Annotated in this window: 20 protein-coding genes; 5 read left to right on the forward strand and 15 right to left on the reverse strand. The window is 56.4% G+C overall.

Features of this window, described 5'->3' with window-relative positions; all coding sequences use genetic code 11:
* Window positions 1–246 precede the first annotated feature (246 nt).
* Entirely contained in the window at window positions 247–1,266 is a 1,020-nt protein-coding gene (locus ABLV04_RS24555; RefSeq protein WP_023288687.1) for a LacI family DNA-binding transcriptional regulator, read from the reverse strand.
* 102 nt (window positions 1,267–1,368) lie between these two features.
* Between ABLV04_RS24555 and ABLV04_RS24560 the strand changes: the two genes are divergently transcribed.
* Window positions 1,369–2,376 (forward strand): Gfo/Idh/MocA family oxidoreductase, encoded by a 1,008-nt coding sequence (locus tag ABLV04_RS24560; RefSeq protein ID WP_023288686.1) that lies wholly within the window; start codon window positions 1,369–1,371, stop codon window positions 2,374–2,376.
* A 498-nt stretch (window positions 2,377–2,874) separates the two neighbouring features.
* Here the strand turns inward: ABLV04_RS24560 and ABLV04_RS24565 are convergent, their stop codons facing one another.
* The 3 genes from ABLV04_RS24565 to iolE are packed head-to-tail and all read right to left on the reverse strand — an operon-like array spanning window position 2,875 to window position 6,005.
* Window positions 2,875–3,906, reverse strand: a complete 1,032-nt coding sequence (locus ABLV04_RS24565) for a Gfo/Idh/MocA family oxidoreductase (RefSeq protein ID WP_032454325.1) — start codon at window positions 3,904–3,906, stop codon at window positions 2,875–2,877.
* Window positions 3,907–3,915: 9 nt separating this feature from the next.
* Window positions 3,916–5,088: a Gfo/Idh/MocA family oxidoreductase gene (locus ABLV04_RS24570; RefSeq protein WP_348816257.1), complete on the reverse strand. Its 1,173-nt coding sequence runs from the start codon at window positions 5,086–5,088 to the stop codon at window positions 3,916–3,918.
* Window positions 5,085–6,005, reverse strand: a complete 921-nt coding sequence (gene iolE, locus ABLV04_RS24575) for a myo-inosose-2 dehydratase (RefSeq protein ID WP_348816258.1) — start codon at window positions 6,003–6,005, stop codon at window positions 5,085–5,087. The genes ABLV04_RS24570 and iolE overlap by 4 nt, the downstream gene beginning before the upstream one ends.
* Before the next feature lie 573 nt (window positions 6,006–6,578).
* Between iolE and ABLV04_RS24580 the strand changes: the two genes are divergently transcribed.
* A complete protein-coding gene (locus tag ABLV04_RS24580) occupies window positions 6,579–7,004 on the forward strand; it encodes a hypothetical protein (RefSeq protein WP_032429107.1) in 426 nt (141 codons plus the stop codon).
* Window positions 7,005–7,080: 76 nt separating this feature from the next.
* On the opposite strand, the gene lysS is transcribed toward ABLV04_RS24580, so the two are convergent.
* From lysS to ABLV04_RS24615, 7 genes are all read right to left on the reverse strand, one after another.
* Window positions 7,081–8,598 carry a lysine--tRNA ligase gene (gene lysS / locus ABLV04_RS24585; RefSeq protein ID WP_004202393.1) on the reverse strand — a complete coding sequence of 506 codons (1,518 nt, stop codon included), beginning with the start codon at window positions 8,596–8,598 and terminating at the stop codon, window positions 7,081–7,083.
* 343 nt (window positions 8,599–8,941) lie between these two features.
* Entirely contained in the window at window positions 8,942–10,417 is a 1,476-nt protein-coding gene (dtpD, locus tag ABLV04_RS24590) for a dipeptide permease DtpD (RefSeq protein ID WP_048296927.1), read from the reverse strand.
* A 59-nt stretch (window positions 10,418–10,476) separates the two neighbouring features.
* Window positions 10,477–12,624 (reverse strand): lysine decarboxylase CadA, encoded by a 2,148-nt coding sequence (gene cadA / locus ABLV04_RS24595; protein ID WP_023288680.1) that lies wholly within the window; start codon window positions 12,622–12,624, stop codon window positions 10,477–10,479.
* 82 nt (window positions 12,625–12,706) lie between these two features.
* Window positions 12,707–14,041, reverse strand: coding sequence for a cadaverine/lysine antiporter (cadB, locus tag ABLV04_RS24600; protein WP_023288679.1), 1,335 nt, complete (start codon window positions 14,039–14,041; stop codon window positions 12,707–12,709).
* A 365-nt stretch (window positions 14,042–14,406) separates the two neighbouring features.
* On the reverse strand, window positions 14,407–15,975 hold the full coding sequence (gene cadC, locus ABLV04_RS24605) for a lysine decarboxylation/transport transcriptional activator CadC (RefSeq protein WP_065805892.1): 1,569 nt from the start codon (window positions 15,973–15,975) through the stop codon (window positions 14,407–14,409).
* Between the two features lie 290 nt (window positions 15,976–16,265).
* Window positions 16,266–16,538: a DUF1471 domain-containing protein gene (locus tag ABLV04_RS24610; protein WP_002892402.1), complete on the reverse strand. Its 273-nt coding sequence runs from the start codon at window positions 16,536–16,538 to the stop codon at window positions 16,266–16,268.
* 100 nt (window positions 16,539–16,638) lie between these two features.
* Entirely contained in the window at window positions 16,639–17,559 is a 921-nt protein-coding gene (locus tag ABLV04_RS24615) for a Kdo(2)-lipid IV(A) acyltransferase (protein WP_023288677.1), read from the reverse strand.
* Window positions 17,560–18,068: 509 nt separating this feature from the next.
* Here ABLV04_RS24615 and ABLV04_RS24620 point away from each other — a divergent pair.
* On the forward strand, window positions 18,069–18,935 hold the full coding sequence (locus ABLV04_RS24620; RefSeq protein ID WP_180266073.1) for a GNAT family N-acetyltransferase: 867 nt from the start codon (window positions 18,069–18,071) through the stop codon (window positions 18,933–18,935).
* Between the two features lie 72 nt (window positions 18,936–19,007).
* On the opposite strand, the gene ABLV04_RS24625 is transcribed toward ABLV04_RS24620, so the two are convergent.
* Together ABLV04_RS24625 and ABLV04_RS24630 are read right to left on the reverse strand one after the other, a co-directional pair.
* The gene (locus ABLV04_RS24625; protein WP_135734484.1) at window positions 19,008–20,312 is read right to left on the reverse strand and encodes a citrate synthase; all 1,305 of its coding nucleotides are present in this window, start codon (window positions 20,310–20,312) and stop codon (window positions 19,008–19,010) included.
* 45 nt (window positions 20,313–20,357) lie between these two features.
* On the reverse strand, window positions 20,358–20,498 hold the full coding sequence (locus tag ABLV04_RS24630; RefSeq protein ID WP_032428644.1) for a hypothetical protein: 141 nt from the start codon (window positions 20,496–20,498) through the stop codon (window positions 20,358–20,360).
* A gap of 324 nt (window positions 20,499–20,822) precedes the next feature.
* Here ABLV04_RS24630 and ABLV04_RS24635 point away from each other — a divergent pair, with 324 nt between their 5' ends.
* The gene (locus ABLV04_RS24635; protein WP_023288674.1) at window positions 20,823–20,993 is read left to right on the forward strand and encodes a hypothetical protein; all 171 of its coding nucleotides are present in this window, start codon (window positions 20,823–20,825) and stop codon (window positions 20,991–20,993) included.
* A gap of 78 nt (window positions 20,994–21,071) precedes the next feature.
* Here ABLV04_RS24635 and uraH read toward each other — a convergent pair whose 3' ends face one another.
* Together uraH and ABLV04_RS24645 are read right to left on the reverse strand one after the other, a co-directional pair.
* Window positions 21,072–21,473 (reverse strand): hydroxyisourate hydrolase, encoded by a 402-nt coding sequence (gene uraH, locus ABLV04_RS24640; RefSeq protein ID WP_008805473.1) that lies wholly within the window; start codon window positions 21,471–21,473, stop codon window positions 21,072–21,074.
* Window positions 21,474–21,867: 394 nt separating this feature from the next.
* Complete coding sequence (locus ABLV04_RS24645) at window positions 21,868–22,161, reverse strand: hypothetical protein (RefSeq protein WP_032454273.1); 294 nt, start codon at window positions 22,159–22,161, stop codon at window positions 21,868–21,870.
* A 936-nt stretch (window positions 22,162–23,097) separates the two neighbouring features.
* On the opposite strand from ABLV04_RS24645, the gene ABLV04_RS24650 reads away from it, so the two are divergent.
* Window positions 23,098–23,346, forward strand: coding sequence for an AlpA family phage regulatory protein (locus ABLV04_RS24650; RefSeq protein WP_180266072.1), 249 nt, complete (start codon window positions 23,098–23,100; stop codon window positions 23,344–23,346).
* Window positions 23,347–23,745: the final 399 nt, after the last annotated feature.

Below are 23,745 nucleotides of genomic sequence, written 5' to 3' on the forward strand. Positions count from 1 at the left end.
TATGCCACACCGTGAATTCCAGACCATTTATTTCATTAACAAGACATTTGAAACTTTTATAAGTAAATAACTGAAATGAAAATTTTAAAACCATGCAGTAACAGAATTTTGACAGACATCTAACATTGCTGCATAAATGAGCGAAAAATGAGAGGCAGACAACGCTTTACAGCGATCGCCCCCGGCGGGGTTGGCATTTACCCGGCGGGGAGATCCGCGTTGTCAGGAAGGGAGGCGCCGCACGCCTTAGTCGACGTTCTCGGCGCTGTAGAGGATAAAGTCGACTTTCCCGTCGGCATAGGTTTGCGGCTGATAGCCGGACTCCAGATGGCGCAGCATCAGGTCGATCGCCAGCTGGGCGTGCTGGCGGGTGTTCTGATCGAGCGTTAACGCCAGGCTGCCCCTGGCCAGCTGCTGGCGGGTGGTATTGTAGCGCTCATGGGTGATCCAGCAGACGTCGCCTTCGCGGCGGTGGCGTGCCAGCGCCTCGGCAATCTGAGTATTGCCAAGTCCGGTGTTATAGATCCCGACAATATGCCGGCTGCGGCACAGGGCCTGCTCCAGCAGGCGGGTGATCTGCTCCCGCCGCTCTTCGCCCGCCAGCACCTCGTTGAGCTGCAGATGGGGAAAGCGCTGGCTCAGCACCTCGCGGAACCCCTGGATGCGCAGGCGATGCGCGCTGTAATCCTCCCGGCCGCTCACCATCAGCACCTCCCCGGGCCGCGGCGTCATTCTCCCCATCATTAACCCCGCCGTGCGGCCAGCCTGCAACTGATTGATCCCGACGTGGCAGAGCCGGTCGGCGCCGGGCAGATCTGTCGCCAGGGTGATGACGGGGACGCCCGCTTCCCGACAGCGTCGCAGCGCGTCATGCACCACAGGATGGTCATTGCCGAAAACGATGATCCCCTGACGCTGCTGGCCGCTGCGCATAATGCGCCGGGCCAGGGTCGCCGGCTGCGACTCCGGGACAAAGGTGCGGTGCAGGGTCAGACGACGATAGCCGAGGCTATCCGCGACGGCGGCGAAATCCTGCGCCAGCTGCGGAAAAAAGAAAGAGTCATTGCTGCTGAGAAAGAGCTCAATCTGCCAGGGAAAGCGGTGCTCCTCCGGCAGGATCCGCTTCAGCCCCGCCTCCCGCGCCGCCTGCAGCACTTTGCGCGTGGTCTGCGGCGATACGCCGCCGCGTTCGTTCAGCACCCGGTCAACGGTGGCCACGCCGACGCCAATCTGTCTGGCCAGCATCGCCAGTGACATGTTTTTCATCGCCCCTCTCTTCAATGATGGAAATACATCAAAACGGCAGTGTCAGTGAGTTTAGCAAACCGATTATGGTGGCAGCGTCCCCTCGCCATTCTGGAGAATAAAATGAAGTGCAAACGTTTTGCCCTGGTAGGCAGTGGTTTTATCGGTCAGGTTCATGCCGCCAGCCTCGCCCGTCACGACGGGAGCGAGTTGACGATGGTGGCCGATGCCGCGCCGGAGCGCGCCCAGGCGCTGGCCGCCCGCTATGGCGCCCGGGCGGTGACGGTGAGCGAGGCTCTCCGTAGCGACGCCATCGACGCTGTGCTGATCGCCAGCTCGACCCCGTCGCATGCCGAACTGCTGGAAGCCGCCGCCCGGGCGGGCAAGGCGGTCTATTGCGAAAAACCGATCGACCTTTCCCTGGCGCGCGCCCGCGAGGTGGTGGAGCGGGTGCTTCCCCTTAAGGTGCCGGTCACCGTCGGCTTTAACCGGCGCTTTGACAGCAGCCATCAGCAGTTGCGCCGCCAGCTGGAGCAGGGAGCGATCGGCAGGGTCGAGCTGGTGCAGATGGTCTGTCGCGCCTCCAGCATGCCGCCGCTCGACTATCTGCGCAGCTCCGGCGGTCAGATGCGCGATCAGGCGATCCATTTCTTCGATCTTCTGCGCTTTCTCACCGGCGATGAAGTGCATACCGTAGCGGCGATGGGCGCGGCGCTGGCCCTGCCGGAAATCGCCGAATTTGGCGATGTCGACACCTCCATCCTGATGATGCAGATGCGCGGCGGCGCGCTGGCGCAGCTGGACAACACCCGCCGCACCGGCCACGGGTATGATGAAAGGATCACCCTGCTGGGGGCAGAGGGCGCGCTGGAGTCCGGCAGCCAGTCGCCGGCGGGCCCTACCCTGTGGCGCGGCAATCAGCGCATTGAGCCAGGCCTGTGGCCGGACTGGTTCAGCCGGGTGCAAGGATCTTATTACCAGCATCTCGACGCCTTTATCCGCTCTCTGAATGGTGAAACCGTGGCCGACCTGCCCGGCCTGGTGGACGGCCTGCAGGCGCAGGCCATTGCCGAAGCGGCGGTTCAGTCTCTGCAGCGCGGCCAGTTTGTCGCCGTCGACGACTGTCGGTGAGTGGTTGCGTGGCAACCGCTATCAGGCTCTGAACCTGCCTTTATGCCGGGCGGCGGCGACGCCTTGCCCGGCCTACGGGCATGATAACCATCCATATCACACAGTTGCAGTGATATCCCAGGCCCGTGCAAGCGCCGCGCCGCGGGCAAGGACAGCCGGCGCGGAGCCGTTTTATGCCGGGCGGCGGCAACGCCTTGCCCGGCCTACGGGCATGATCACCATCCATATCAAATAGTTGCAGTGACATCCCAGGCCCGCGCAAGCGCCGCGCCGCCGGGCAAGAACAGCCGATGCGGAGCCGTTTTATGCCGGGCGGCGGCAATGCCTTGCCCGGCCTACGGGCATGATAACCATCCATATCAAATAGTTGCAGTGACCTCCCAGGCCCGCTTAAGCGCCGCGCCGCCGGGCAGCAGATATCCGGCACCGTGCGCGTCCCGGTGCCGGGCAATGGCGTGCACGCGCGCGCTGTCTGCAAACCAAAGCCCGGCCGGCCCCTTAACGTTCTTCGTTAAACACCGCGCCCACCTGGCGCCGCACCTCATCCATCACCTGCAGATTCTGCAGCACCTGACTGAGCGGCCGCAGCGGCGAGTCCCGCAGCCCCTGACCGATGCACCAGGCAAAATGCTCCGCCTGCCAGAACAGCTGGTCGTAGCGATTGCGCGGCTCTTCCCAGCGCAGCGCCTGCCCGCCCTGGCTGGCGGCGAGCGTGAACCCGCCGGGGGCGTAAAACTGACCGTCGATCGTCAGGGTCGCCTGGCGTCCGGCCACCACCGCCCCGCCCGGCGTGTTGCTGAACAACGTCGTGTTTAACAGCCCCTGCATCCCGTTCCGCCAGCTGAACAGCATTGACGTCTGGCCGTTAAGCCCCTCCGCCGTCGCGCGGCCGCGGGCGACAATCTCCTGCGGCATGCCGCCCACCATCAGCGCAAACGAGGTCAAATAGCTTCCGAGATCCATCATCGGCCCGCCGGCAAGGTCGGCGTTAAAGATGCGGTGATCGGTAGTGAAATACTCGCCGTGATCGGCCAGCAGGGTATGCAGGTCGCCGAGTACCCCATCCTCCAGCAGCTGGCGGATCACATCATACTTCGGCGCGTAATCGCACCACATCGCCTCCAGCGCCAGCTTCCCCTGGCGGGCGGCTTCGGCCTGCAGTTCACCTCCTTCGCCGAGGTTGAGCGCGAAGGGCTTCTCTATCAGCACGTGTTTGCCCGCCTTCAGCGCCTGCATGCCGTCGGGAAAGTGATGGTTGTGCGGCGTCGCAATATAGACCGCATCAATATCCGGACGCGCCAGCATCTCCTCCACCCGGCCGTAAGCCTGGGGGATCCCCCATTCCGCGGCTACCCGGTCGGCCTTCGCCTGGCTGCGGGAGGCAACGGCCACCACCTGCTGCCGGCTCTGGGTTTTCAATGCGTGCACAAAGCGCTCGGCGATCCAGCCCGGACCAATGATGCCCCAGCGCAGGGAGGGAATGCTCTGCGCCGCCGGGCGGCGCGGGGTCGGTAATTGTGAGGGAAACATAGCGGCTCCTTAATCCTTAACCACGTTAACCCAGCGACGGCTGACCATCGAGGCTTCAATCGCCGACAGCACGCGCTGATTCTGTAAACCAAACTCAAAGCTGGGATAGCAGTCGTCGTCCCCACAAATCCCCTGCACCAGGTCATGCACTTCCATCACCTTGACGTCAAAATAGCCCAGCCCGCCGCCGCCAAAATCGAAGCCGAAGAAGCCGGCATAGGCCGGGATCTGGCTCCCGGCATACAGCGTTTTAAAGCCGCGGTCGTGTTTGTCATCCCGGAAGCGATACACCTGCAGTTCGTTAAAGCGCTCCCCGTCCATATACAGCGTGCCTTCGGTGCCGGAGACCTCCCAGAACACGCCGAAGATGCGCCCGGCGGCGATGCGCGAGGCCTCAATCACCCCCGCGGCGCCGCTGTCGAAATTGACCAGGCACTGAACCTGATCGTCATTTTCCACTTCCCGCCACTCGGCATCGGCCGCGACCCGGCTGGCATACCCGGCATCGGTCTGTGGCACCGGACGCTGGCGCAGGCAGGTTTGCGCGCTGGCGGTCACTTCACGGATCCCGCCCATCAAAAACTGGGCGACGGACAGGGTATGGGCGCCGAGGTCGCCAAGCGCCCCGCTGCCGCCGAGGGTTTTCGAGCAGCGCCAGGACCAGGGCAGGTTCGGGTCGTTATAAAACCCCTGATCAAAGGTGCCGCGAAAGCGCACCGGTTCGCCAATATCGCCCCGGGCGATAAGCTGCTTTGCCAGCAGCGCCGCCGGGGTTTTTATGTTGTTAAAGGCCACCATGGTCTTCACCCCCGCGCGCCGGGCCGCCTGCGCCATCTCCTGCGCCTGCTGCTCGTTAACCGCCAGCGGTTTCTCGCAATAGACATGTTTACCCGCCGCGATCGCCGCCATCGCCATCGTGTAGTGCAGATGGTTCGGCGAGGTAATATCCACCACGTCCACCAGCGGATCGTTCACCAGTTCGCGCCAGTCACCGTAAGCTTTCTCCGCCCCCAGCTTCACCGCATGACGTTCAGCCAAAGCCTGATCCTGATCCGCCAGCGCGTAAAGATAGGGGCGCTTCGGCAGATCGGGATAGAACATGGCCGCGCGACGGTAAGCGTCGGCGTGCGCCTGGCCCATAAAACCGGAGCCGATAAGACCAATATTTAACTGCGCGCTCATGATGCGTGCTCCTCTGATGATGACGGGGACGAAAAGTGGTGCGCCAGCCAGGCGAAGGCGAGGCGGGCGGTGGCAAACGGCGGCGCCATTGCCGGGTCCTGCTCGGCTTCGATAATCAGCCAGCCGCGGTAGTCGCTGTCCCGGGCAAAGTTGAGGATCGGCGCATAGTCGATGCAGCCGTCGCCAGGGATGGTAAACAGCCCGGCGCGCACCGCCTCGTTAAAGCTCAGGTTTTCGCGATACAGGCGCCCCAGCACCTGCGGACGGACGTCTTTCAGATGCAGATGGCGGATACGGTGGCCATATTTCTCCAGCACGCGCGGGATATCGACCCCGGCGACGAAGGCGTGTCCGGTATCAAACGCCAGCCCGACGTTGTCATGGGTCTGGGACAGAAACCGCTCCAGCTCGTCGTCGTGCTCCACCAGCATCATCAGATGATGGTGATAGGCCAGCCGAAGGCCGTAGTCCCGCAGCAGCAGGTCGGCAAAGGTATTTAGCTTATGGCAATACGCCGTCAGGCTGACGCGGCTTAACGGCGGCGAGAGCGAGATCGGCGCATCAAGCGGCGTTTCACCGGGCAGTTGCCCGCATTCGCCATAGACCATTACCCTGGCGCCGAGCTGCTGCAGGAGCTGCGCGTGGCCCCGCACCGCCTCCAGCTCCGCTTCCACGCTGCGGTCGGCCAGCAAGCCGCTGTACCAGCCGGACGCCAGGCGCAGGTCAGCCGCCGCCAGCAGAGGCCCCAATGTCTCCGCCTGGCGGGGAAACTTCCGCCCTAACTCAATTCCCTGAAACCCCGCCTCCCGCGCCTCGCGCAGACACGTGTCGAGAGGGATATCGCCGCCTAAATCCTCCAGCACATCGTTGGTCCAGCACAGGGGGCTAATGCCCCACTGCAGGTGCTCTGTCGCCATGTTTATCTCCTTTTCAGCCAGTCGTCTGGTGTGCCGTCACTATAAGCAGGCGACGACCAGCGATGAAAACGGAGAAATGATGGAAATCCATCATTGCCGCGGGCGAAATATCCGCTGGCGTGAGTAGCCCTGAAAAATAAATGGAAATAATGCTTGCCGCAGGCTTATTTTGCAGATAAAAATTACTGGCTTAATAACCCGCTTCAGAGGTTATCCCTTTCATTCGAAATATGATGATAGCAATATGAAAAAATCTCAACACCGCAGCGGCGCGGGCTTTAGCCCTGCGCCCAGGCCTGGCCTGCTGTTATTTGCGTAAGTGACAAATAGTCCCTTTTAAAACATCAATTATTTAACATTCTCTCTGCAATAATATGACATGCAGCGGGAAGGTACGGTGATAAATAAGCTCAGGGCAATGATGTTTTTACAAATAAATAACCCTTCTCCTTTCTGCTCGTTATTTATCAGGAATGGCTGCGGTTATATTTATTCGGACGCCCCTGGAGAATGCACCAATGTATATCAACCTTTATGACAATGCGCGCCGCTATCGCGATGAGAAACAATAAGATGAATAAGACCTGGCTTTTCACCACCCTCACCCTGGCGCTGGTCGCCGCCGCGCCGGCCCACGCCATTAGCGCGAAATACCGGGAACAGCTTGAACGCTCCGGTTGCACGCAGATGACCGACGGGACCACCTGCGATATTCATAAAACCAAAGCCGAGAATGCCGCCGCCGCGCAGCAGGCCAGCAGCGGCTTCGGCCCCTGGGTGGGCACCTGGTATGTTTATACTGACTATGGCAATAAAATTGATGAGATTACCGTCACCGCTAAAACGGTGAAAACCCATGGTCATCTGGTCGAGGAGGCGAAAGCCAGCCAGGGTAAATTGACGTTCCGGGTGAAAAGCTCAGCCTTTACGCTGAACGACGCCTTTAACGGCGTATGGGCAAACGGCAGCCAGCGCGGCACGTTGCAAAAAGTCCTGTAATAACATTGCCCTGCCGACAGGATGGGGATAATGCATGAAGAACCTCCCGGCGCAGGCCGGGAGGGAGTGCAACGGTTTACTTCTGCGGACGCATCGCCGGGAAGAGGATCACGTCGCGGATGGTGTGGCTGTTGGTAAACAGCATCACCATCCGGTCGATACCGATGCCCAGACCGGCGGTCGGCGGCAAACCGTACTCCAGCGCGGTGACGTAGTCTTCGTCATAGAACATCGCTTCGTCATCGCCCGCCGCTTTGGCGTTAACCTGATCCTGGAAACGCTGCGCCTGGTCTTCGGCGTCGTTCAGCTCGCTGAAACCGTTACCGATTTCGCGGCCGCCGATGAAGAACTCGAAGCGGTCGGTGATTTCCGGGTTGACGTCGTTACGGCGCGCCAGCGGGGAGACTTCCGCCGGGTATTCGGTGATGAAGGTCGGCTGGATGAGGTGCGCTTCCGCCACTTCGTCGAAGATTTCGGTGACGATGCGCCCCAGACCCCAGCTTTTCTCTACCTGAATACCGAGAGATTCCGCCAGCGCTTTCGCCGCGTCGAAGTTATCCAGATCCGCCATGTTGGTTTCCGGACGATGTTTTTTGATCGCCTCGCGCATGGTCAGTTTTTCAAACGGCTTGCCGAAGTCAAACACCTGGTCGCCATACGGCACCTCGGTTTTGCCCAGCACCGTCTGCGCCAGGGTGCGGAACAGCGACTCGGTCAGCTCGATCAGGTCTTTGTAGTCCGCGTACGCCATGTACAGTTCCATCATGGTGAACTCTGGGTTATGACGCACCGAGATCCCTTCGTTGCGGAAGTTACGGTTGATTTCAAACACGCGTTCGAAGCCGCCGACCACCAGACGTTTCAGATACAGTTCCGGCGCGATGCGCAGGTACATATCGAGATCCAGCGCGTTGTGATGCGTGATAAACGGACGGGCGGAAGCGCCGCCGGGGATCACCTGCATCATCGGGGTTTCCACTTCCATAAAGCCGCGGGCTACCATGAACTGACGCATGGTCGCGAGGATCTGCGAGCGGATGCGGAACGTATGGCGCGACTCTTCGTTAGCGATCAGATCCAGATAGCGCTGGCGATAGCGGACTTCCTGATCCTGCAGGCCGTGGAATTTATCCGGCAGCGGGCGCAGGGCTTTGGTCAGCAGGCGCAGCTCGGTGCAGTGGATGGAGAGTTCGCCGGTTTGCGTTTTGAACAGCTTGCCGCGGGCGGCGATGATGTCGCCAAGGTCCCATTTCTTAAACTGTTCGTTGTAGACGCCTTCCGGCAGGTCATCGCGGGCCACGTACAACTGGATACGGCCGCCGACGTCCTGGAGGGTGACGAAGGAGGCTTTGCCCATCACGCGGCGGGTCATCATCCGGCCGGCCACCGCAACTTCAACGTTCAGGGAAGCGAGTTCATCGTTATCCTTCGCATCGAATTCAGCGTGCAATTGGTCAGAGGTATGATCGCGACGGAAATCGTTGGGGAAAGCTACGCCCTGCTCACGCAGCGCAGCCAGTTTTTCGCGACGAGTTTTCAGTTCATTATTAAGGTCAATGGCCTCATCGGCACCTTGTGCTTGTTGTTCAGACATATGGGTTCCTCATAACCTTGCTTTCAAACTAGCTTCGATAAATTGAACCAGGTCACCCTTCCGCGCGGCCTGTCTCCGGCTTCACACCGAAGAACAAGAGTAACGAATCTGGCTTCTCTTCAAGCTGATCTCACTCAGCTATGCCTTCACTAACGGTATTTTTTATCGTTGGCTTCCGCGCCTGCCAGAATATCCTCCTCCTGTTCAGTAAACGGTGCAAGGAGCGGCTTGTCGCTCCACTGTTGGGGTTACCGATCCCCGGCTCGCGGCGTAAACGCCTTAGCCGGGCTACCAGGCAGCACGATTTTGTAGCCCGGTAAGCCGGACCTGTCGCCAGACGGGGCTAGGCGCCGCCGCCGGGAAGCTCGCCAGCCGCCGCGCGGCGTTTGCCGACGCTACAGGCTGCGGCAAAGGCGATAACCACCATCACCGCCACGCAGCCGAGGGTCCATTCCCCCATCTGCGAGAAGAAATGCTGATAGGCGGCAATCGCCGTATCGCTGATTTGCGATTCGGTGGTCTGCTGGGCGACCACGCCGGCCAGCCAGTTGGCCACCGCGCCGGTGGCCAGCATATAAATACCGGTCAATACCCCGGTGACGCCGGGCATGTTCAGGCGGGTGATTTGCGCCATCGCGACCGGGTCGATAAACAGTTCGGCAAAGCCCATCATCGCCAGTCCGGCGACCATCATGCCCATCGAGGCCTGCCCCTCAGCGGCGCCGTGGCGGGCGTTGAGCGCCAGCAGCATAAAGCCGCCGCCCATCAGCAGCAGGCCAAAAGCGAATTTCAACCAGACGCGCAGCACCGAACGCGCGCTGCCTTCCGGGCGCATCAGCCACGCCAGCGCCACGCCGGCCGCCATCACCGCCACCGCGTTAACCGACTGGAACAGCGCCGTCGGCACGTCCCAGTTCAGCAGGCGGCGGTTAACAAAGTGATCGATAAACAGGCTAATCGAGCTTCCCCCCTGCTGCGCCAGCACCCAAAACAGCGTCCCGGCAAGCATCAGCAGGACGATCTGCCACAGCGCGCGACGATGCTCCGGGGCTTTGATCATGATCCGCGCCACCATCTGGGCGGCGAACAGGCAGACGACCGCCAGCAGATAGCCGGACCAGTTGTTTTGCAGCAGCAGCGTGAAGAACACCGGCGCCAGGCAGAGCATCACCAGCAGCCAGCCCCAGGTCGGCAGCACGAATTTCACCGCCCGCAGCGCCGGTTTATCGACGCCGCGGGTATGCCGGAAGTGGCGGCTGCCGCTTAAGAAAATCATCAGGCCGATGAACATCCCGATCCCCGCCAGGGCGAAGCCGATATGCCAGCCGTACCACTGGGCCGCCAGCCCGCAGGCGATGGGCGCGGCGATGGAGCCGACGTTGCCGGCGGCGTACAGCAGCGAGAAGCCGCCGTCGCGACGCGGATCGTCGTGGGCGTAAAGTTCGCCAAGCAGGCAGCTGATATTGGATTTGAACAGGCCGTAGCCGCAGATAATGATCGCCAGCGCGACGTACAGGCTCCATGTGGAGGTCGACTCAACGCCCAGCACCACGTGGCCGAGGGTCATCAACAGCGCCCCGGCAATCACCGCCGTGCGGTTGCCGAGCAGGCGGTCGGCAAGCCAGCCGCCAAGAATAGGGGTAACGTAAACCAGAGAGGCGTAAGCGCTGAACAGGCTGATGGCGTGGCTGTCGTCGAAGCCAAGCTGGTGGGTGAGGTAGAGGATGAGTAAGGCGCGCATGCCGTAAAAGCTGAAGTACTCCCAGATCTGGATCGCAACGATGTAGTAAATCGCGCGCGGCTGTGAGGGTGTTTTCATGTGTTCTCCTTGCAGCGTGAAAAAGGGAAGTGGCAAGCCACTTCCCTGATGTGCGTCTATTACTTGTTATTCTCTTCTTTCAGCACTTTAACGGTGTAACGACCATCCGCCTGACGATAGGCGCCGTGGATATCGGTTTCGAAGCCCGGATAGTGGGCGCCGATTTCGCACAGCATCTGCAGGAACTCCAGCACCGGACGGCTCTCTTCGGTGATCATTTCACCCGGCATCACCAGCGGCACTCCCGGAGGATACGGCAGGATCATGTTGGCGTTGACGCGGCCGACCATCTCTTCGAGGTACACTTCTTCCGTCTGACCGTGCAGCTCTTTCTGGAACGCGGCATACGGGGTCATCACCATGGATGGCAGCACTTCAAACGCGCGGAACATCAGGTCCGGCAGGTTGTGATGCTCAACCAGTTTGTGAATGTTCTGCGCCAGGTCCTGAATACGCATGTTTTCATAGAATTCAGGATCTTCACGGTACAGCGACGGCAGCATGTTTTTCACCCGCAGGTTCAGGTCGAACGCGCGTTTGAAGTCGGTCAGCGCACGCAGCAGGCTCAGCGCTTTGGTTTTGTCGATACCGATGCTGAACAGGAACAGCAGGTTGTACGGACCGGTTTTCTCCACCACGATGCCGTGTTCGTCGAGATACTTCGCCACGATGCTGGCCGGAATACCGAACTCATCCATGGTGCCGTCTTTCTTCATCCCCGGGGTCAGCAGAGTGACTTTGATCGGGTCGAGATACATGTGCTCGTTGTCGATGTTTTTGAAACCGTGCCATGCGCTGTCGGAGCGCAGCGGCCAGCATTCAGGACCGTCGATATGTTCCGGCTGCCATACGTCGAAGAACCAGCCGTCAGACTCACCTTTCAGACGTTTGATCTCTTTACGGAACTTGATGGAGCGTTCGATAGAGCCGTCGATCAGGCGCTTACCGGCGTTGCCTTTCATCATCGCCGCCGCGGTTTCGGTGGACGCCACGATCCCGTAGTGCGGGGAGGTGGTGGTGTGCATCATGTAGGCTTCGTTAAAGGTCTCTTCGTTAACATCGCCTTTCACGTGGATCATCGATGCCTGAGAGAACGCCGCCAGCAGTTTGTGCGTGGACTGGGTTTCGTAAATCACTTTCCCTTCGACGCGGCCGCCGCTCATCCCGCATTTGCCTTCATAGATCGGCGAGAAGTTGGTGTAAGGCACCCATGCGGAGTCAAAGTGGATGGATTTCACATCCAGGGTTTTCTTGATGAAGTCAGTGTTGTACAGCAGACCATCGTAAGTCGAGTTGGTGATAACGGCGTGTACCGGCCAGGTCGCGTTCGGCGTCTCTTTCACACGCTTGGCGATAGTCGCGTGCTGGAATTCGCTCTGCGGGATACCGCCGAGGATGCCGTAGGCGTTACGGGTCGGACGGAAGTAGATCGGCGTAATGTCGCTCATCATCATCAGATGGGTCAGCGATTTGTGGCAGTTACGGTCAATCAGCACGGTGCTGCCGGCCGGCGCGGAGTACATACCGACGATTTTGTTGGCGGTCGAGGTGCCGTTGGTCACCATGTAGCTGCGTTCGGCGTTAAATACGCGAGCGATATACTCTTCCGCTTCTTTGTGCGGGCCGCTGTGGTCCAGCAGGGAACCGAGCTCAGAAACTGAAATCGAGATATCGGATTTCATGGTGTTGGAGCCAAAGAAATCGTAGAAGATGCTGCCTACCGGGCTTTTCTGGAAGGCGGTACCGCCCATGTGGCCCGGGGTACAGAAGGTGTATTTGCCTTCACGCACATATTTGAACAGCGCTTTGGTCAGCGGCGGCAGAATGGTGTCGATGTATTCGTCAGTGTTCTGTTTGATTTTGTTCGCGATATCTTCCGCAGCGCCCAGCGCATATTCGAAGAAGCGAACCTGCATGCGCAGATCGTTCAGGCTAACGTCCAGCGTGGAGTAGGTGTTAGCGAACGCATACAGCGGCATGTACTCGTTCATTTTGCTGATTTCTTCGCACAGCTCGAGATTGTATTTATCCCAGTCGAAGATCACGCCGCACAGACGAGAGTTGTTTTCGATCAGTTTTAATAAGTCGTCACGGTCGTTCGGGTAGACAATGCGGAAGTCCAGGCGTTCGAGAGCACGATGCAGTTCACGGATGGGTTCTTCTTTGAAGTAAACCCCCATGTGATTCATGATTGCAATAACGTTCATAGTCAAATCTCCAGATGTAGAAAGCCCCTCCCGTCGCGCTATGACAGGTGATGGAAGGAGCCTCAGGAAAAAGGGTTACTGATTAGTGCGCGTTAGCGGGGCTGTTGCTATCCGATGCGTTGCTCTGGCGCTGGTGCATTTTGCGACCGTAGAACATCAGGATAATCAGGCTAACGATAAAGGTGCCGGCCAGTTCGAAGGAGCTTGCGCCCATCAGCGCGATGAAGCAGAACACGCAACCCAGTACCGAACAAATCAGGCTGACGAAGTTACGGATGTTGATGCCTTCGAAACGAATCAGGTCAACACAGGAGTAGAAGTAAGGCAGCATGGTCAGCAGTACCGCGATACCGGTCAGTTCGCCGAACAGGTCAGAGGCTTTACCACCGGCGGAGTTCATCAGGGTAATCAGCACCATCAGCGCGGTCATTTTCACCGCGGCCAGCAGCAGGCCTTTTTTCGGGATACCGTTGCTATCGACTTCGCCATACACTTTCGGGAAGTTGCCATCGTTGGCGGCACGCACACCCGCCTGGCCAACCAGCATCATCCACGAGCCCAGAGAAGTCAGGCAGGCGAAGGCGGTGAAAGCGGATACCATCGGCGCAGCCCAGCCGCCGAGGATGGTGGAGGCGCTAATCGCGAACGGCGCACCGGACGCTGCCATCTGAGAAGCAGGATACATACCGGCGATAACCTGAGTCGCGGCGATGTAGACGATACCGGCCATCGCGGTACCCAGCATGGTGGCCAGCGGCACGGTACGTTTCGGGTTTTTCACCATCCCGGTACTCACGGCGGCGGATTCTACGCCAACGAAGGCCCACAGGCAGAGCAGGATACTTTTGATGACCGCGTGGCTATCGGTGGTGCTGGAGGTGTTCCAGTTCGCCTGATAGGTAGCGACATCAAACCAGTGCCAGCCGACGACCGCGGTCATGACTACCGGAATAAGCACCAGCACCAGACCAATGGTGGTCAGACGGCTGACCCAGGTCCCGCCGAGCATATTAACGAAAGTAAAGATCCACACGATGGCAATACAGGCAATCCCTGCTGGCACCGGGTTATTTAAAATAGGGAAGAACGTAGACAGATAAGAAACTGCGGTAATCCCGATAGCCAGGTTACCAATCCAGTTTGCGTGATAATAAAGTACACCGGTCTGGAAACCGAATGCCGGAGATATTTCCCCTGCGTAAGCAATGGGACCACCCTGCTGCGGGTTTTTAGTGGCCAGTCGGGCATAAACATAAGCCAGAGACATCGCACCAATAATTGAAATTACCCAGCCCCAAATGGCAATACCACCGATGCTGGCCAGGTTCGCAGGTAATAATGCAATACCGCTCCCCATCATATTACCGGCGACGACACCGGTACAGGCAAATAGCCCGATCTTCTTGGCAGAACTCATGGTTGTTTTTCTCCTAAGTTTATTTGGGAGGTACAGATCATGATACAGAACCATTAATTGACCCGACCAACTGCCAACAAGATTACTGATTTGTACGAGATAAGTCCTAAAGATAAAGTGAAATAACAACAAACATCAGACAAATGATATTTTGACCTTTTTCGCTTAACATATAAACATGACAACAGGGTGTCAGAAAAAGATAAACATTGTTGTTTTACATGAACTTAGATGAGATGTGATGTGTTACTGAACTGTTATTCAAAGCCTCCTGAATGCTAAATATAAATAACAACAGGAGGCTTCATGAGAAACATAAATTTAACCTCATCATGCCAAAAACCTTTCGCATGATGAGGGTTTACTTATTCTGAAGAGAGGAAATTATCGAGATACGGAACAACCCGGTTGACCGACGTCTGGAAAACTCCGTTTTCAATCCAGTACAACGTGTCTCCACCGGGTCGTAAATTAAACGCCGTAATGTAAGAATCCGCTGCCAGCCGGTTCTCACCTTTCATCTCATAGACTTTGCCTAACAGCACATAATTCAGCCACGACATCTCTAAATCGATCGCGTGGTTAATTGCTGTGTTCGCTTCGTCAACTTTTCCCTTCCCCAGCAAATCCACTGCGTTTATTTGATAATAAATCGCCATATCTTTTATACCCGGCATCTCCCCTACCCGCTCAACTTCGCTGTAAAGGGCTGCCAGCTGTTTATCATCCAGCGGCTGTTGCGAATGGCGTAATACATCCACCAGCGTTTTTTCGGCATACGCGTAAATAAAATCAGGCGCCCGCTTAATCACATCATCCAGCAGGCTGCTGGCCTTGCTTAATGAGTCAACATCGCCCTTCATTAACAGCTGATGCGACTGGTAGAAATAGGTTAACGCCACGCTTTGCGAGGGCTGATATTGCCTGAGCATCGCCTGCATTCGCGCCGGCCACGGCTGCGCCAGCGCGTCCGACAGACTGTTCATCAGATCGTTCTGGATGGTGAGCTGGTTGTCATTGGTCACAAAGTAGCGCTTATCGAGCATCGTCGAGCTGTCGGCGTTATCCACCAGCTGGACCGACATAAAGCATTGCTGCGCCCGGTAGTGGCGCTGATTGACGAATTCAATGGTCAGCGTTTTACCGGAACTGCTCGGCTCATTGATGTTGTAGTCTGTTTTGTCATGCACCATAAAGGTCGAGAAGGTGTTCAGCGAGGTGGTGATCAGGCTGGCCAGGCCGACCGCGTAGGAGTGCTGCGAAGACCAGTTGGTGCAGGAGTTACCATTGACCAGGTGGATATCGATATCGCGCGGGTTGAGTAGCAGGCGCGCCTTGTTGACCGGCGGCCGCGATTCCATGCTCGACAGCGCCACCAGCGCCACGCAGGTGCCCAGCGCCAGCAGAAACAGCCCCCACACCAGGGCGGTGGTGAGCCGTTTACGCACTGACGGCGCGCTGGCACCTGTCGGCGCGGGAGCTGGCGCGGCGGGATCGGCGGTGGAGACGGGCGCGTCCGGCGGCGCACCGGCAGCCGGCGGCGCGGGAGCGGCGACCGATGGCGAAGGCGTCAGCGCCTCCATCTGCGGGGCGAGTTCCTCCCCCTCTTCGGTGCACCAGATCACCGGCACCGTGAGCTTATACCCCCGTTTGGGTACCGTCGCGATGTACTCAAGGCTAACGTCGTCGCCGTCTTTGAGCGACTTGCGCAGTTCGGAAATACTCTGCGTGACGACGTGGCTGGTCACAACGTTCCGGGTCCAGACGTTTTCGATAAGCTCGTCCCGGCTAAGCACTTCCCCCGGATGGCGAGCAAAAAAGACCAGGAGGTCGATTAAACGCGGTTCAAGGGTAAGCTGGCGCCCCTTCCTGCTGATTTGGTTTACAGAGGGGGTTACGAGCCATTCACCGACGCGAACAACAGGTTGTAGCATACAAGAAAGCCCCAGACAAAAAGGGAAAGGCGCGATGATAACACATTTGTCCTACCTATTTTTGCCAGGGGTCACTCCCTCAGGCATTAGGCTGGAATTCGCCTTTTAGCGACAATAAAAAGCAATATTTCATTAACATCGTGATCATCAAAACTATATATAGCGATAAAAATGCGTTTTCGCTGTCGCTTAGCCGGTGGAGCGCGGGCGGCGGAAAAAAAATAAGCCCGGAGGCGTAACGCGCTCCAGGCTCAGTCAGTGGCGTGCCGTTACGGCAGCGGCACAATCGATTATTTATACACTTCCGCTGTGGCTTCAAAGTTAGGGCCATGCTCACGCGCAGCAGTAATCACGTAGTACTTTCCGCCTTTCTCATCGGCCAGCTTAGAGAGCTGATCGTGCAGATCGGAGGGCGAAGAGAACTCACCGCCGGACGGCCCCACCGAGATCGGTCCGACCTTGGTCAGTTTGAAGTGTTTCACTTCTTCTTTGGTGATCAACTGCGCGGCGGAGGCGCCAAATGCAACGGCTGAAAGGGCTAACGCGACTATCACTTTTTTCATCCTAAAATCTCCTTGGAATAGGCCTTCAGTCAGGCCCTTTCAGTATAGACGGCGATTTACTAAGCGTGCTACCGATGCGCTGATTTTTTGGCCGCAGCGTTTAGTAACGCGGCGGCACCCCTTCCGGGCGGGTCTTAAAACGCCGGTGCAGCCACATATATTGCTCGGGCGCCATCAGGATGCACTGTTCGATAATCTGGTTCATCCACGCCGCCGTCACCTCGGCGCTTGCCAGCGGCGGCGTGCGCTCCGGCGTCAGGGAGATCAATTCATATCCCCTACCGTTGGGCTTGCGTCGGGGAACAAACGGCACAATCGTCGCCCCGGACATTTTCGCCAGCATCCAGGTGCCGGTGGTGGTCGCCGCCTGCTCGACGGCAAACAGCGGCGCAAAAACGCTGCTGGCCGGGCCGTAATCATGATCCGGCGCGTACCAGAGGATCTCCCCCTCTTTCAGCGCCCTGACCATCCCTTTCAGATTTTTTCGATCCAGCATGGTCTTGTTCGAGCGCAAGCGTCCCCAGGTCTGCAGCCAGTCAATCAGCGGGTTATCATTGGGCCGGTAGACGCCGATGCCCGGGGTAAACATGCCATACATCCGCGCCCCCATCTCGAGGGTGAGAAAATGAATGCCGATCAGTAAGATGCCCTGCTTTTGTTCGAGGAGGTCGACCACCTCGTTCACGCCGCTGGTCTCGGTCCAGCGCGCCACCCGGTGCGTCGGCCAGAACCAGGCCATGCCGGTCTCCATCAGCCCCATGCCCAGCGATTCAAAGTTTTTCACCAGCAGCGCCTCACGCTCGGCGACGCTCATCGCGGGAAAACAGAGTTCCAGATTACGTCTGGCAATCCGCGCGCGACTTTTCATCACCCGCATTGCCAGCCGCCCGAGCGCCGTGCCCAGTCGGTAGATCACCGGATACGGTAATTGCACCAGCAGCCATAACAAGCCAATTCCCAGCCATAATAGCCAGTAACGCGGGTGCAATAGCGCGCGGGAAAATTTGGGTAAATTTGACATAGTAATCCTGTTAATTCACTCAATAATAGCTGAGCAAAAACCGCGAAATAAAGTAGCGGATCCTGCAGGTTATATTTTTCCAATTCGTGCGGTAATACTCAGTCACAAAGCGCGTTATTATAAGCCGATTCCATGATAATTTCAGCCCTTGCGCTGGGGTTACTCTCGTATTAGACACTTAGCGTAAAATTTCCTGATTTGTGCATAAATAAATAAACCTAACCTCTACGACGCGGCCGATTGCCGATAAAATCGCCAGTGCCTTATCCTCAGCCTCTCGCCCAAAGCCTTTTTTACTCACGCTTTATTATGGCGATAGTCAACGCAAACAGGCCGTTTCGCCCGGTCTAACATGGCCAGCATGCGGTTATTTGTGACTCGGGCAAAGGTTAAGCATCACCAATGCGGATCCTTTTCCCAGATATGCTACGTTTACAGCGCTCATTCGACGCAAGTGCCTTTGCCGACGTCGTCGCTTTCAGAAGCCATAGTGAGAAGGAACTATGACAATGAATTATCAATTAGTGAAGCAAGTCAGAGAAAATAACACATTAAGAAAAAGCTTCATTGACCTTGCCGTTAAGACTTTCGACCTGTCTTTTGAAGAGTGGTATCAACAAGGTTACTGGACTGACTCCTATATCCCCTACGCCTTTGTCGAACGAAATAAAATTATCGCTAACGCCTCGGCCAACATCATCGATCTGCGCTGGCAGGGCGAACCCCGGCGTTATATTCAGATTGGCACCGTGATGACCGAACCGGACCACCGTAATAAGGGATTAGCCGGTCAGCTTATCCATCACATCCTGCAGGACTGGCAGCAGGAGGCAGACGCCTTCTTTTTATTTGCCAATCCCACCACGGTGGATTTTTACCCCAAATTTGGTTTCACCCGCAGCGAAGAGCATCAATATATTATGCCGGTCTCTCCGCGCGCCGGTGATTTTCGCAAACTGGATATGGACCGCGCGGACGATGTCGCCCTGCTCCGCCATTACTATGAAAAATCCAACCCGTTCTCACCGCTGCGGGTGGAGCACAACTTTGGCCTGCTGATGTTTTACTGCTCCGCCTTTATGAAGCATTTCGTTTACTATTCGGCAAAAAATGAGGCGGTGGTCATCGCCATGCAAAACGGCCCGGTGCTGATCTGCTTTGACCTGTTCTGCGACACGGGCAAAAGCCTGTCGACGCTGGTCAACGAGCTGGCCGATGACCATGTTTACCAGGCCATCCTCGGTTTTACCCCCCATGAAGACCGGCTCGGCGAGTACGAGAAGATTGAGGGAGAAGATATCCTCTTTGTCTATGACCACAAGGAAAACCTTTTTAAAGACAGGAAGTTGATGTTTCCTTTACTGGCGCATGCCTGACGGCGCCGCGCCGTCAGGCCGATCAGTTATAGGTCACCACGAAGGTCGCGCTGGCGTTCGCCTCGCCCGCTGTCAACGCGAGCCGCTCGGCGGCTCGCCGCGCCGTGAGACGTAATCCCGATAGTCCTCGCCAACATAAATCTGCCGTGGCCGGTAGATGGTCAGCGGCGCCTGGTGCATCTCGTTCCAGTGCGCCACCCAGCCGACCGTCCGTCCGACGGCGGTGACCACCGCAAACATCGACGAAGGCAGATTCATCGCCTTGAGGATCACCGCGGTATAAAAATCCACGCTCGGCGACAGGCCATTTTCCACAAAGTAGGGGTCGGTCAGCGCCACGTCCTCAAGGGCCATCGCCACCTGCAGCAGACGGTCGGACATTCCTACCTCCGCCAGTACCCGATGGCTGGTTTCACGCAGGATATCGGCGCGCGGGTCGCGGTGGCGGTAGCGTGAGTTGCCAAAACCGAGGCGGCGAAATGCCTGCGGGTCGCGTTTTGCCTGACGCAGAAACGCCGGAACCTGATCGACGCTTTCAATCTCTTCCAGCATCCGCATGCTCGACTCATTGGCGCCGCCGTGCATCGGTCCCCACAGCGACGCTAGCCCGGCGGCGACGCAGGCGAATAAGTTCGCCCCGGAGGAGCCCGCCGCGCGCACCGTGGTGGTGGAGGCGCACTGCCCGTGATCGGCATGCAGGACCAGGATCTGGTTCATCGCCTGTTCGATGACCGGATTGAGGACGTATTTCTCGGCCGGGATAGCAAACAGCATCTGCAGGAAATTGCCGGCATAGGAGAGATCGTTGCGCGGATACGCGGCGGGTTGTTCAATGGTGTACTTGTAGCTCATGGCGGCGATAGTGGGCATTTTCGACAGCAGCCGCGTGGCGGCCAGCGCCCGGTGCTCCGGATTTTCCACATCCAGGACATCATGATAGAACGCCGCCAGCGCCCCCACCAGGGCGCACATCAGCGCCATCGGGTGCGAATCGCGACGAAAGCCGCTGCACATGCGGGCTATCTGCTCATGCACCAGGGTATGGCGGGTGATGGTTTCGCGAAACGTTTGATAGCTGGCCTCATCCGGCGCGTCGCCCCGCAGCATAATGTACGCCACCTCGAGAAAATCACACTGGCGGGCCAGCTGGTCCACCGGATAGCCGCGGTGCAGCAGCACGCTGTTTTCCGTATCGATCCACGAGATCGCCGACTGGCATCCGGCGGTGTTAGCGAAGCCGGGGTCGTAGCTGCAGAATCCGGACTGATTCAGCTCGCGTATGTCGACCCCCACATGGCCCCGGCTTCCCGGCACCTGCGGCAGGGTGATGGGCGTCGGTTGCCCGGCAATAGAAAGCGTTAACGGTGTGGTGCTCATCCTGTCAGTTCCCCCAGCAGCTTATCAGCGACCTGAAGTCATTCTTCAGGCGGAAAGACCAACATAACCAATGTGATGCAGCTTATTCATTGATGTCATCACTATAACGCTGACAAAGAGGATATTTTGCTGGCCTTCCCGGGGAAACAGGCCGTCTTTCCCCACCCCACCGCTGGATAGCGGCACAAATCGCCAAGGATAAAGGCGATCAGCGCTGTCAAAATTTACGCTGAGTAAAGAAAGGGTGAAGAGGAGCTACCATGAATTTTGTGCTGTCGATGACCCTCATCTGCATCGCTATCGCCTGGCTGATGATGAGCCTGCTGCCGGTATAGACGCAGCGCTAACCGCCACGCCAGTGGCCTGGATAACGCCTCATTCAATGGATTTCCGCCGTGGTCTTCGCCTCTGAAGTTTCAGCAGAGTCATACAAGAAGTACTGGTCGCATATCAGGCTGTTGCGGTTTCCCGGCGAGGGGTAGGCTAAAGGCCCACTGTTAAGGAGGTGATATGTCTGGACTGATCAACCCACATGCGGCCCCGGAAGAAGCAGCCTATGCGCTGATAATTGAGCTCGTTCGCGCCCAGCGCGTGCCGCAATATGAAGGCGATATTTCCGGCCTGCTGGCGATGTACGACGAAGCCGTTAACCATTTTAAAGAGAAAGAGACCAAGCGTTAGGCGTGGGCGTCGTTGTGCGGGGAAAGGGTGACGCCTGCGGGAGACGCGCAGGCGTTGGCTGGATAACGGCTTGAGTTATCAGCTGCCGCGGTAGGTAGAGTATCCGTACTGACTGAGCAGCAGCGGGATATGCAGTTTTTGATTTTGCTTTGTGACATTGAAAATAACCGGAACCACCGGGAAGAACGTATTCATGTTTTGGCTTTTAAAATAGTCACCAGTTTTAAACGTCACTTTATACACCCCCGGCTCCATATTTTCCGCCTGCGGATAGAGCGATTTAATCCGCCCATCGGCATCCGTTTTGCCGGTGGCGATATGCTGCCAGCTCTCCCCTTGCTGCTTATCCAGCTCAATCTGCACCCCCGGCGAAGGGAGCCCGGTTTGCTGATTAAGAATGTGTACGCTGAGCGTGCCCTCTGGCGCCGCCAGCGCGCTGAAGCTGAGCAGGGAAATTACGGAGGCGATAACTAATTTCATAATCGTGACCTTTTGGGCAAGTGAAAGTGCCCTAACTATAGTCAGCGCGGCGGGGAAAAAAATTAAACTTTTTGTTATCAGATTGCGGTGATGGGGACTGTCTCCATACACAACACGCCAAACCGGTTTTGTCGTGAGAAGAGTAAGTGTCTTATGTGTAAGTAACCCCGTGCTCTGCGTAACAGGATACGGGGCACTTAAACTGTCAGAGAGGGGAAATAGATTAGCTCGGGTCAAATATCACAAGGTTAAAGAATATACGCCGTGGCCTCTCCCCCCTCTAACGGAAACAGTGCTCACTGAAAATGGCCTGCCGTATTCGAAATAATCATTTAATATTATTTAAACGACTATTCCAGTGGAAGTAATCACCTGGCGCAGATATTAATTGTTATCATTGATTCTCTTGTCGCCACGCCTTCACCATCTCCTTTGTTACCTCTTTCTTGTAGCAAATGGGTGAATACCCACCCGCTTTGCTCCAGGCACTGCGGCCACCGCACGAGCTGCCGTTCCGCGCGGTATTGAAGGGACAGGCACAGGTGCCCGGGTAGGATGCGACAGAGTCATCAATAATTCTTTGCCTGACCTGATCATCGCTTAAGGAATTCGATTTGGCGATAGAAATATCTGATGCAAAGACAAACACAACAGCGAATACGGAGATGGTGACGAATTTGATGTTCATTTGGATCTTTCCAGGTCGAAGATGAACATCGAGGGTATGCTTTCAAAAAGCATTGAATATTGATCTTTAGCAACTGTCATTCGCGCCAGCTTAAAATGCGATACCTAGCCCCGGTAGCATAAATTAAAGTTATGAAGAGTGTTAGCCTGTTTATTATTTGCCTGCAAACATTTATTGCAGGAGGAAATATTTTTCAGAAAATGAAATTAATCAATAAGGCGACCAGATTACGGAAAATCGCTATCCAGGATAGTAACGTGTGAGACGCTAGCTCCATGACAATGACGCCATTTTTGCCGCCAGCGACACAAAGACGACACAGAGAGGAAAATAGTCTGGATGAAGATTGGTATAACGCTTTGATTCAAAATGGCCCCTACAGGATTCGATATAAACACATAATGAACTGATTTTATTTAACTATTCTGGTTATAAAAATCTTACATACCCCCAAATGTACCCCCATATATTTTTCTGTGGATGAGAATTGACTATTTATCGTGCAATTTTGGGCTCAGGGTACCTTCTCACATGTTGGTAACACCCACCGGTACAAAATCGCGCCCAAATTTATGTGCGGAAAAATTTATCTATATACATGCAAAATGTGTTGGTTCGGTTGGTTCAGTTGCCTCAAAACGTAAAGTCCATTGTTTTATTTGGATATTTATCAAAAAACCGAACCAACACTTCCAGATTTTGAACCAACATTTAGCTGAGTGAACCAACATTTGCGATGTTTCAAACGCCAAAATCATACGTTCTGCCGCTAATCACTGATTCTCTTACGCCACTCCTTGATCATTAGACAACAAGTGGATGATATCTGGACGATTGAATCTACATCGGTACATAACCAGGAGTAATCCTCTGCATTTCTGATGCGCCACTTGCTAAAAACACCACCATTTTTAATACATATAGTTGAATTAATTAATGAAAAAAGCTTTTGGTAGGAAAGAGTTGTTGCTGGTGGTGCCGTTATCGATGAGTACTATCGACCGCCTTGAACACAAAGGTCAGTTCCCAAAACGCTTTTATATTACCGACGGACGCTGTGCCTGGGATGGAGATGAAGTCGAACAGTGGCTTGACGAAAGAAAGGCCGCAAACACCGGTAATTTTGGTGGGAAAAAGCCACCTGTTGACAAGAGAGTTTCTCACCCGGTAAGTAAGGCAACGTGATGCAGTTGGCACATTGCTTATGCAAATCCTCTGCACCGGGCGATACGTTAGCGAGGAGCTCTCGCCGGCGGATATAACGCAGAAGGTAGTAGCCAGTTTGATGCCGGCCACCCTAGAGACCATAAAGTCGGAAGAGAAGCAGACCTATCACTACCCTCTGAAGACAAACTACCGTGAGCACATCCACAGCCCCGAGGGAGTTAACGGTCTTGTTGAGCACTCCATGCTGATGGATATGCTGAACAAGATGGATGCCGACGGGCATAAGGGTGCCGGCGCCGCGGCGGAGTTAACGACTATGTTCTGCTACATAGCTGGCGTCAGCAAGTGCTGTGAGAAATCGAGACGCACGTACAGTACGTGATAGCTAAGGCCAAGGGTTACTGAGGTTGCTGGCGC

The organism is Klebsiella sp. JN_Kp127 (assembly GCF_040062505.1).
Classification (GTDB): Bacteria; Pseudomonadota; Gammaproteobacteria; order Enterobacterales; family Enterobacteriaceae; genus Klebsiella; species Klebsiella quasipneumoniae.

Excerpts from the sequence above, each read along its gene's own strand:
- ABLV04_RS24610 (WP_002892402.1), bottom strand. The coding sequence starts at position 16,538 with ATGAAAAAAGTGATAGTCGCGTTAGCCCTTTCAGCCGTTGCATTTGGC.
- uraH (WP_008805473.1), bottom strand. The coding sequence starts at position 21,473 with ATGAAATTAGTTATCGCCTCCGTAATTTCCCTGCTCAGCTTCAGCGCG.
- ABLV04_RS24570 (WP_348816257.1), bottom strand. The coding sequence starts at position 5,088 with ATGAGCGCGCAGTTAAATATTGGTCTTATCGGCTCCGGTTTTATGGGC.
- cadC (WP_065805892.1), bottom strand. The coding sequence starts at position 15,975 with ATGCTACAACCTGTTGTTCGCGTCGGTGAATGGCTCGTAACCCCCTCT.
- ABLV04_RS24645 (WP_032454273.1), bottom strand. The coding sequence starts at position 22,161 with ATGAACATCAAATTCGTCACCATCTCCGTATTCGCTGTTGTGTTTGTC.
- ABLV04_RS24555 (WP_023288687.1), bottom strand. The coding sequence starts at position 1,266 with ATGAAAAACATGTCACTGGCGATGCTGGCCAGACAGATTGGCGTCGGC.
- ABLV04_RS24560 (WP_023288686.1), top strand. The coding sequence starts at position 1,369 with ATGAAGTGCAAACGTTTTGCCCTGGTAGGCAGTGGTTTTATCGGTCAG.
- ABLV04_RS24650 (WP_180266072.1), top strand. The coding sequence starts at position 23,098 with ATGAAAAAAGCTTTTGGTAGGAAAGAGTTGTTGCTGGTGGTGCCGTTA.
- ABLV04_RS24565 (WP_032454325.1), bottom strand. The coding sequence starts at position 3,906 with ATGTTTCCCTCACAATTACCGACCCCGCGCCGCCCGGCGGCGCAGAGC.
- lysS (WP_004202393.1), bottom strand. The coding sequence starts at position 8,598 with ATGTCTGAACAACAAGCACAAGGTGCCGATGAGGCCATTGACCTTAAT.
- ABLV04_RS24580 (WP_032429107.1), top strand. The coding sequence starts at position 6,579 with ATGAATAAGACCTGGCTTTTCACCACCCTCACCCTGGCGCTGGTCGCC.
- dtpD (WP_048296927.1), bottom strand. The coding sequence starts at position 10,417 with ATGAAAACACCCTCACAGCCGCGCGCGATTTACTACATCGTTGCGATC.
- ABLV04_RS24620 (WP_180266073.1), top strand. The coding sequence starts at position 18,069 with ATGAATTATCAATTAGTGAAGCAAGTCAGAGAAAATAACACATTAAGA.
- cadA (WP_023288680.1), bottom strand. The coding sequence starts at position 12,624 with ATGAACGTTATTGCAATCATGAATCACATGGGGGTTTACTTCAAAGAA.
- ABLV04_RS24615 (WP_023288677.1), bottom strand. The coding sequence starts at position 17,559 with ATGTCAAATTTACCCAAATTTTCCCGCGCGCTATTGCACCCGCGTTAC.
- iolE (WP_348816258.1), bottom strand. The coding sequence starts at position 6,005 with ATGGCGACAGAGCACCTGCAGTGGGGCATTAGCCCCCTGTGCTGGACC.
- ABLV04_RS24625 (WP_135734484.1), bottom strand. The coding sequence starts at position 20,312 with ATGAGCACCACACCGTTAACGCTTTCTATTGCCGGGCAACCGACGCCC.
- cadB (WP_023288679.1), bottom strand. The coding sequence starts at position 14,041 with ATGAGTTCTGCCAAGAAGATCGGGCTATTTGCCTGTACCGGTGTCGTC.
- ABLV04_RS24635 (WP_023288674.1), top strand. The coding sequence starts at position 20,823 with ATGTCTGGACTGATCAACCCACATGCGGCCCCGGAAGAAGCAGCCTAT.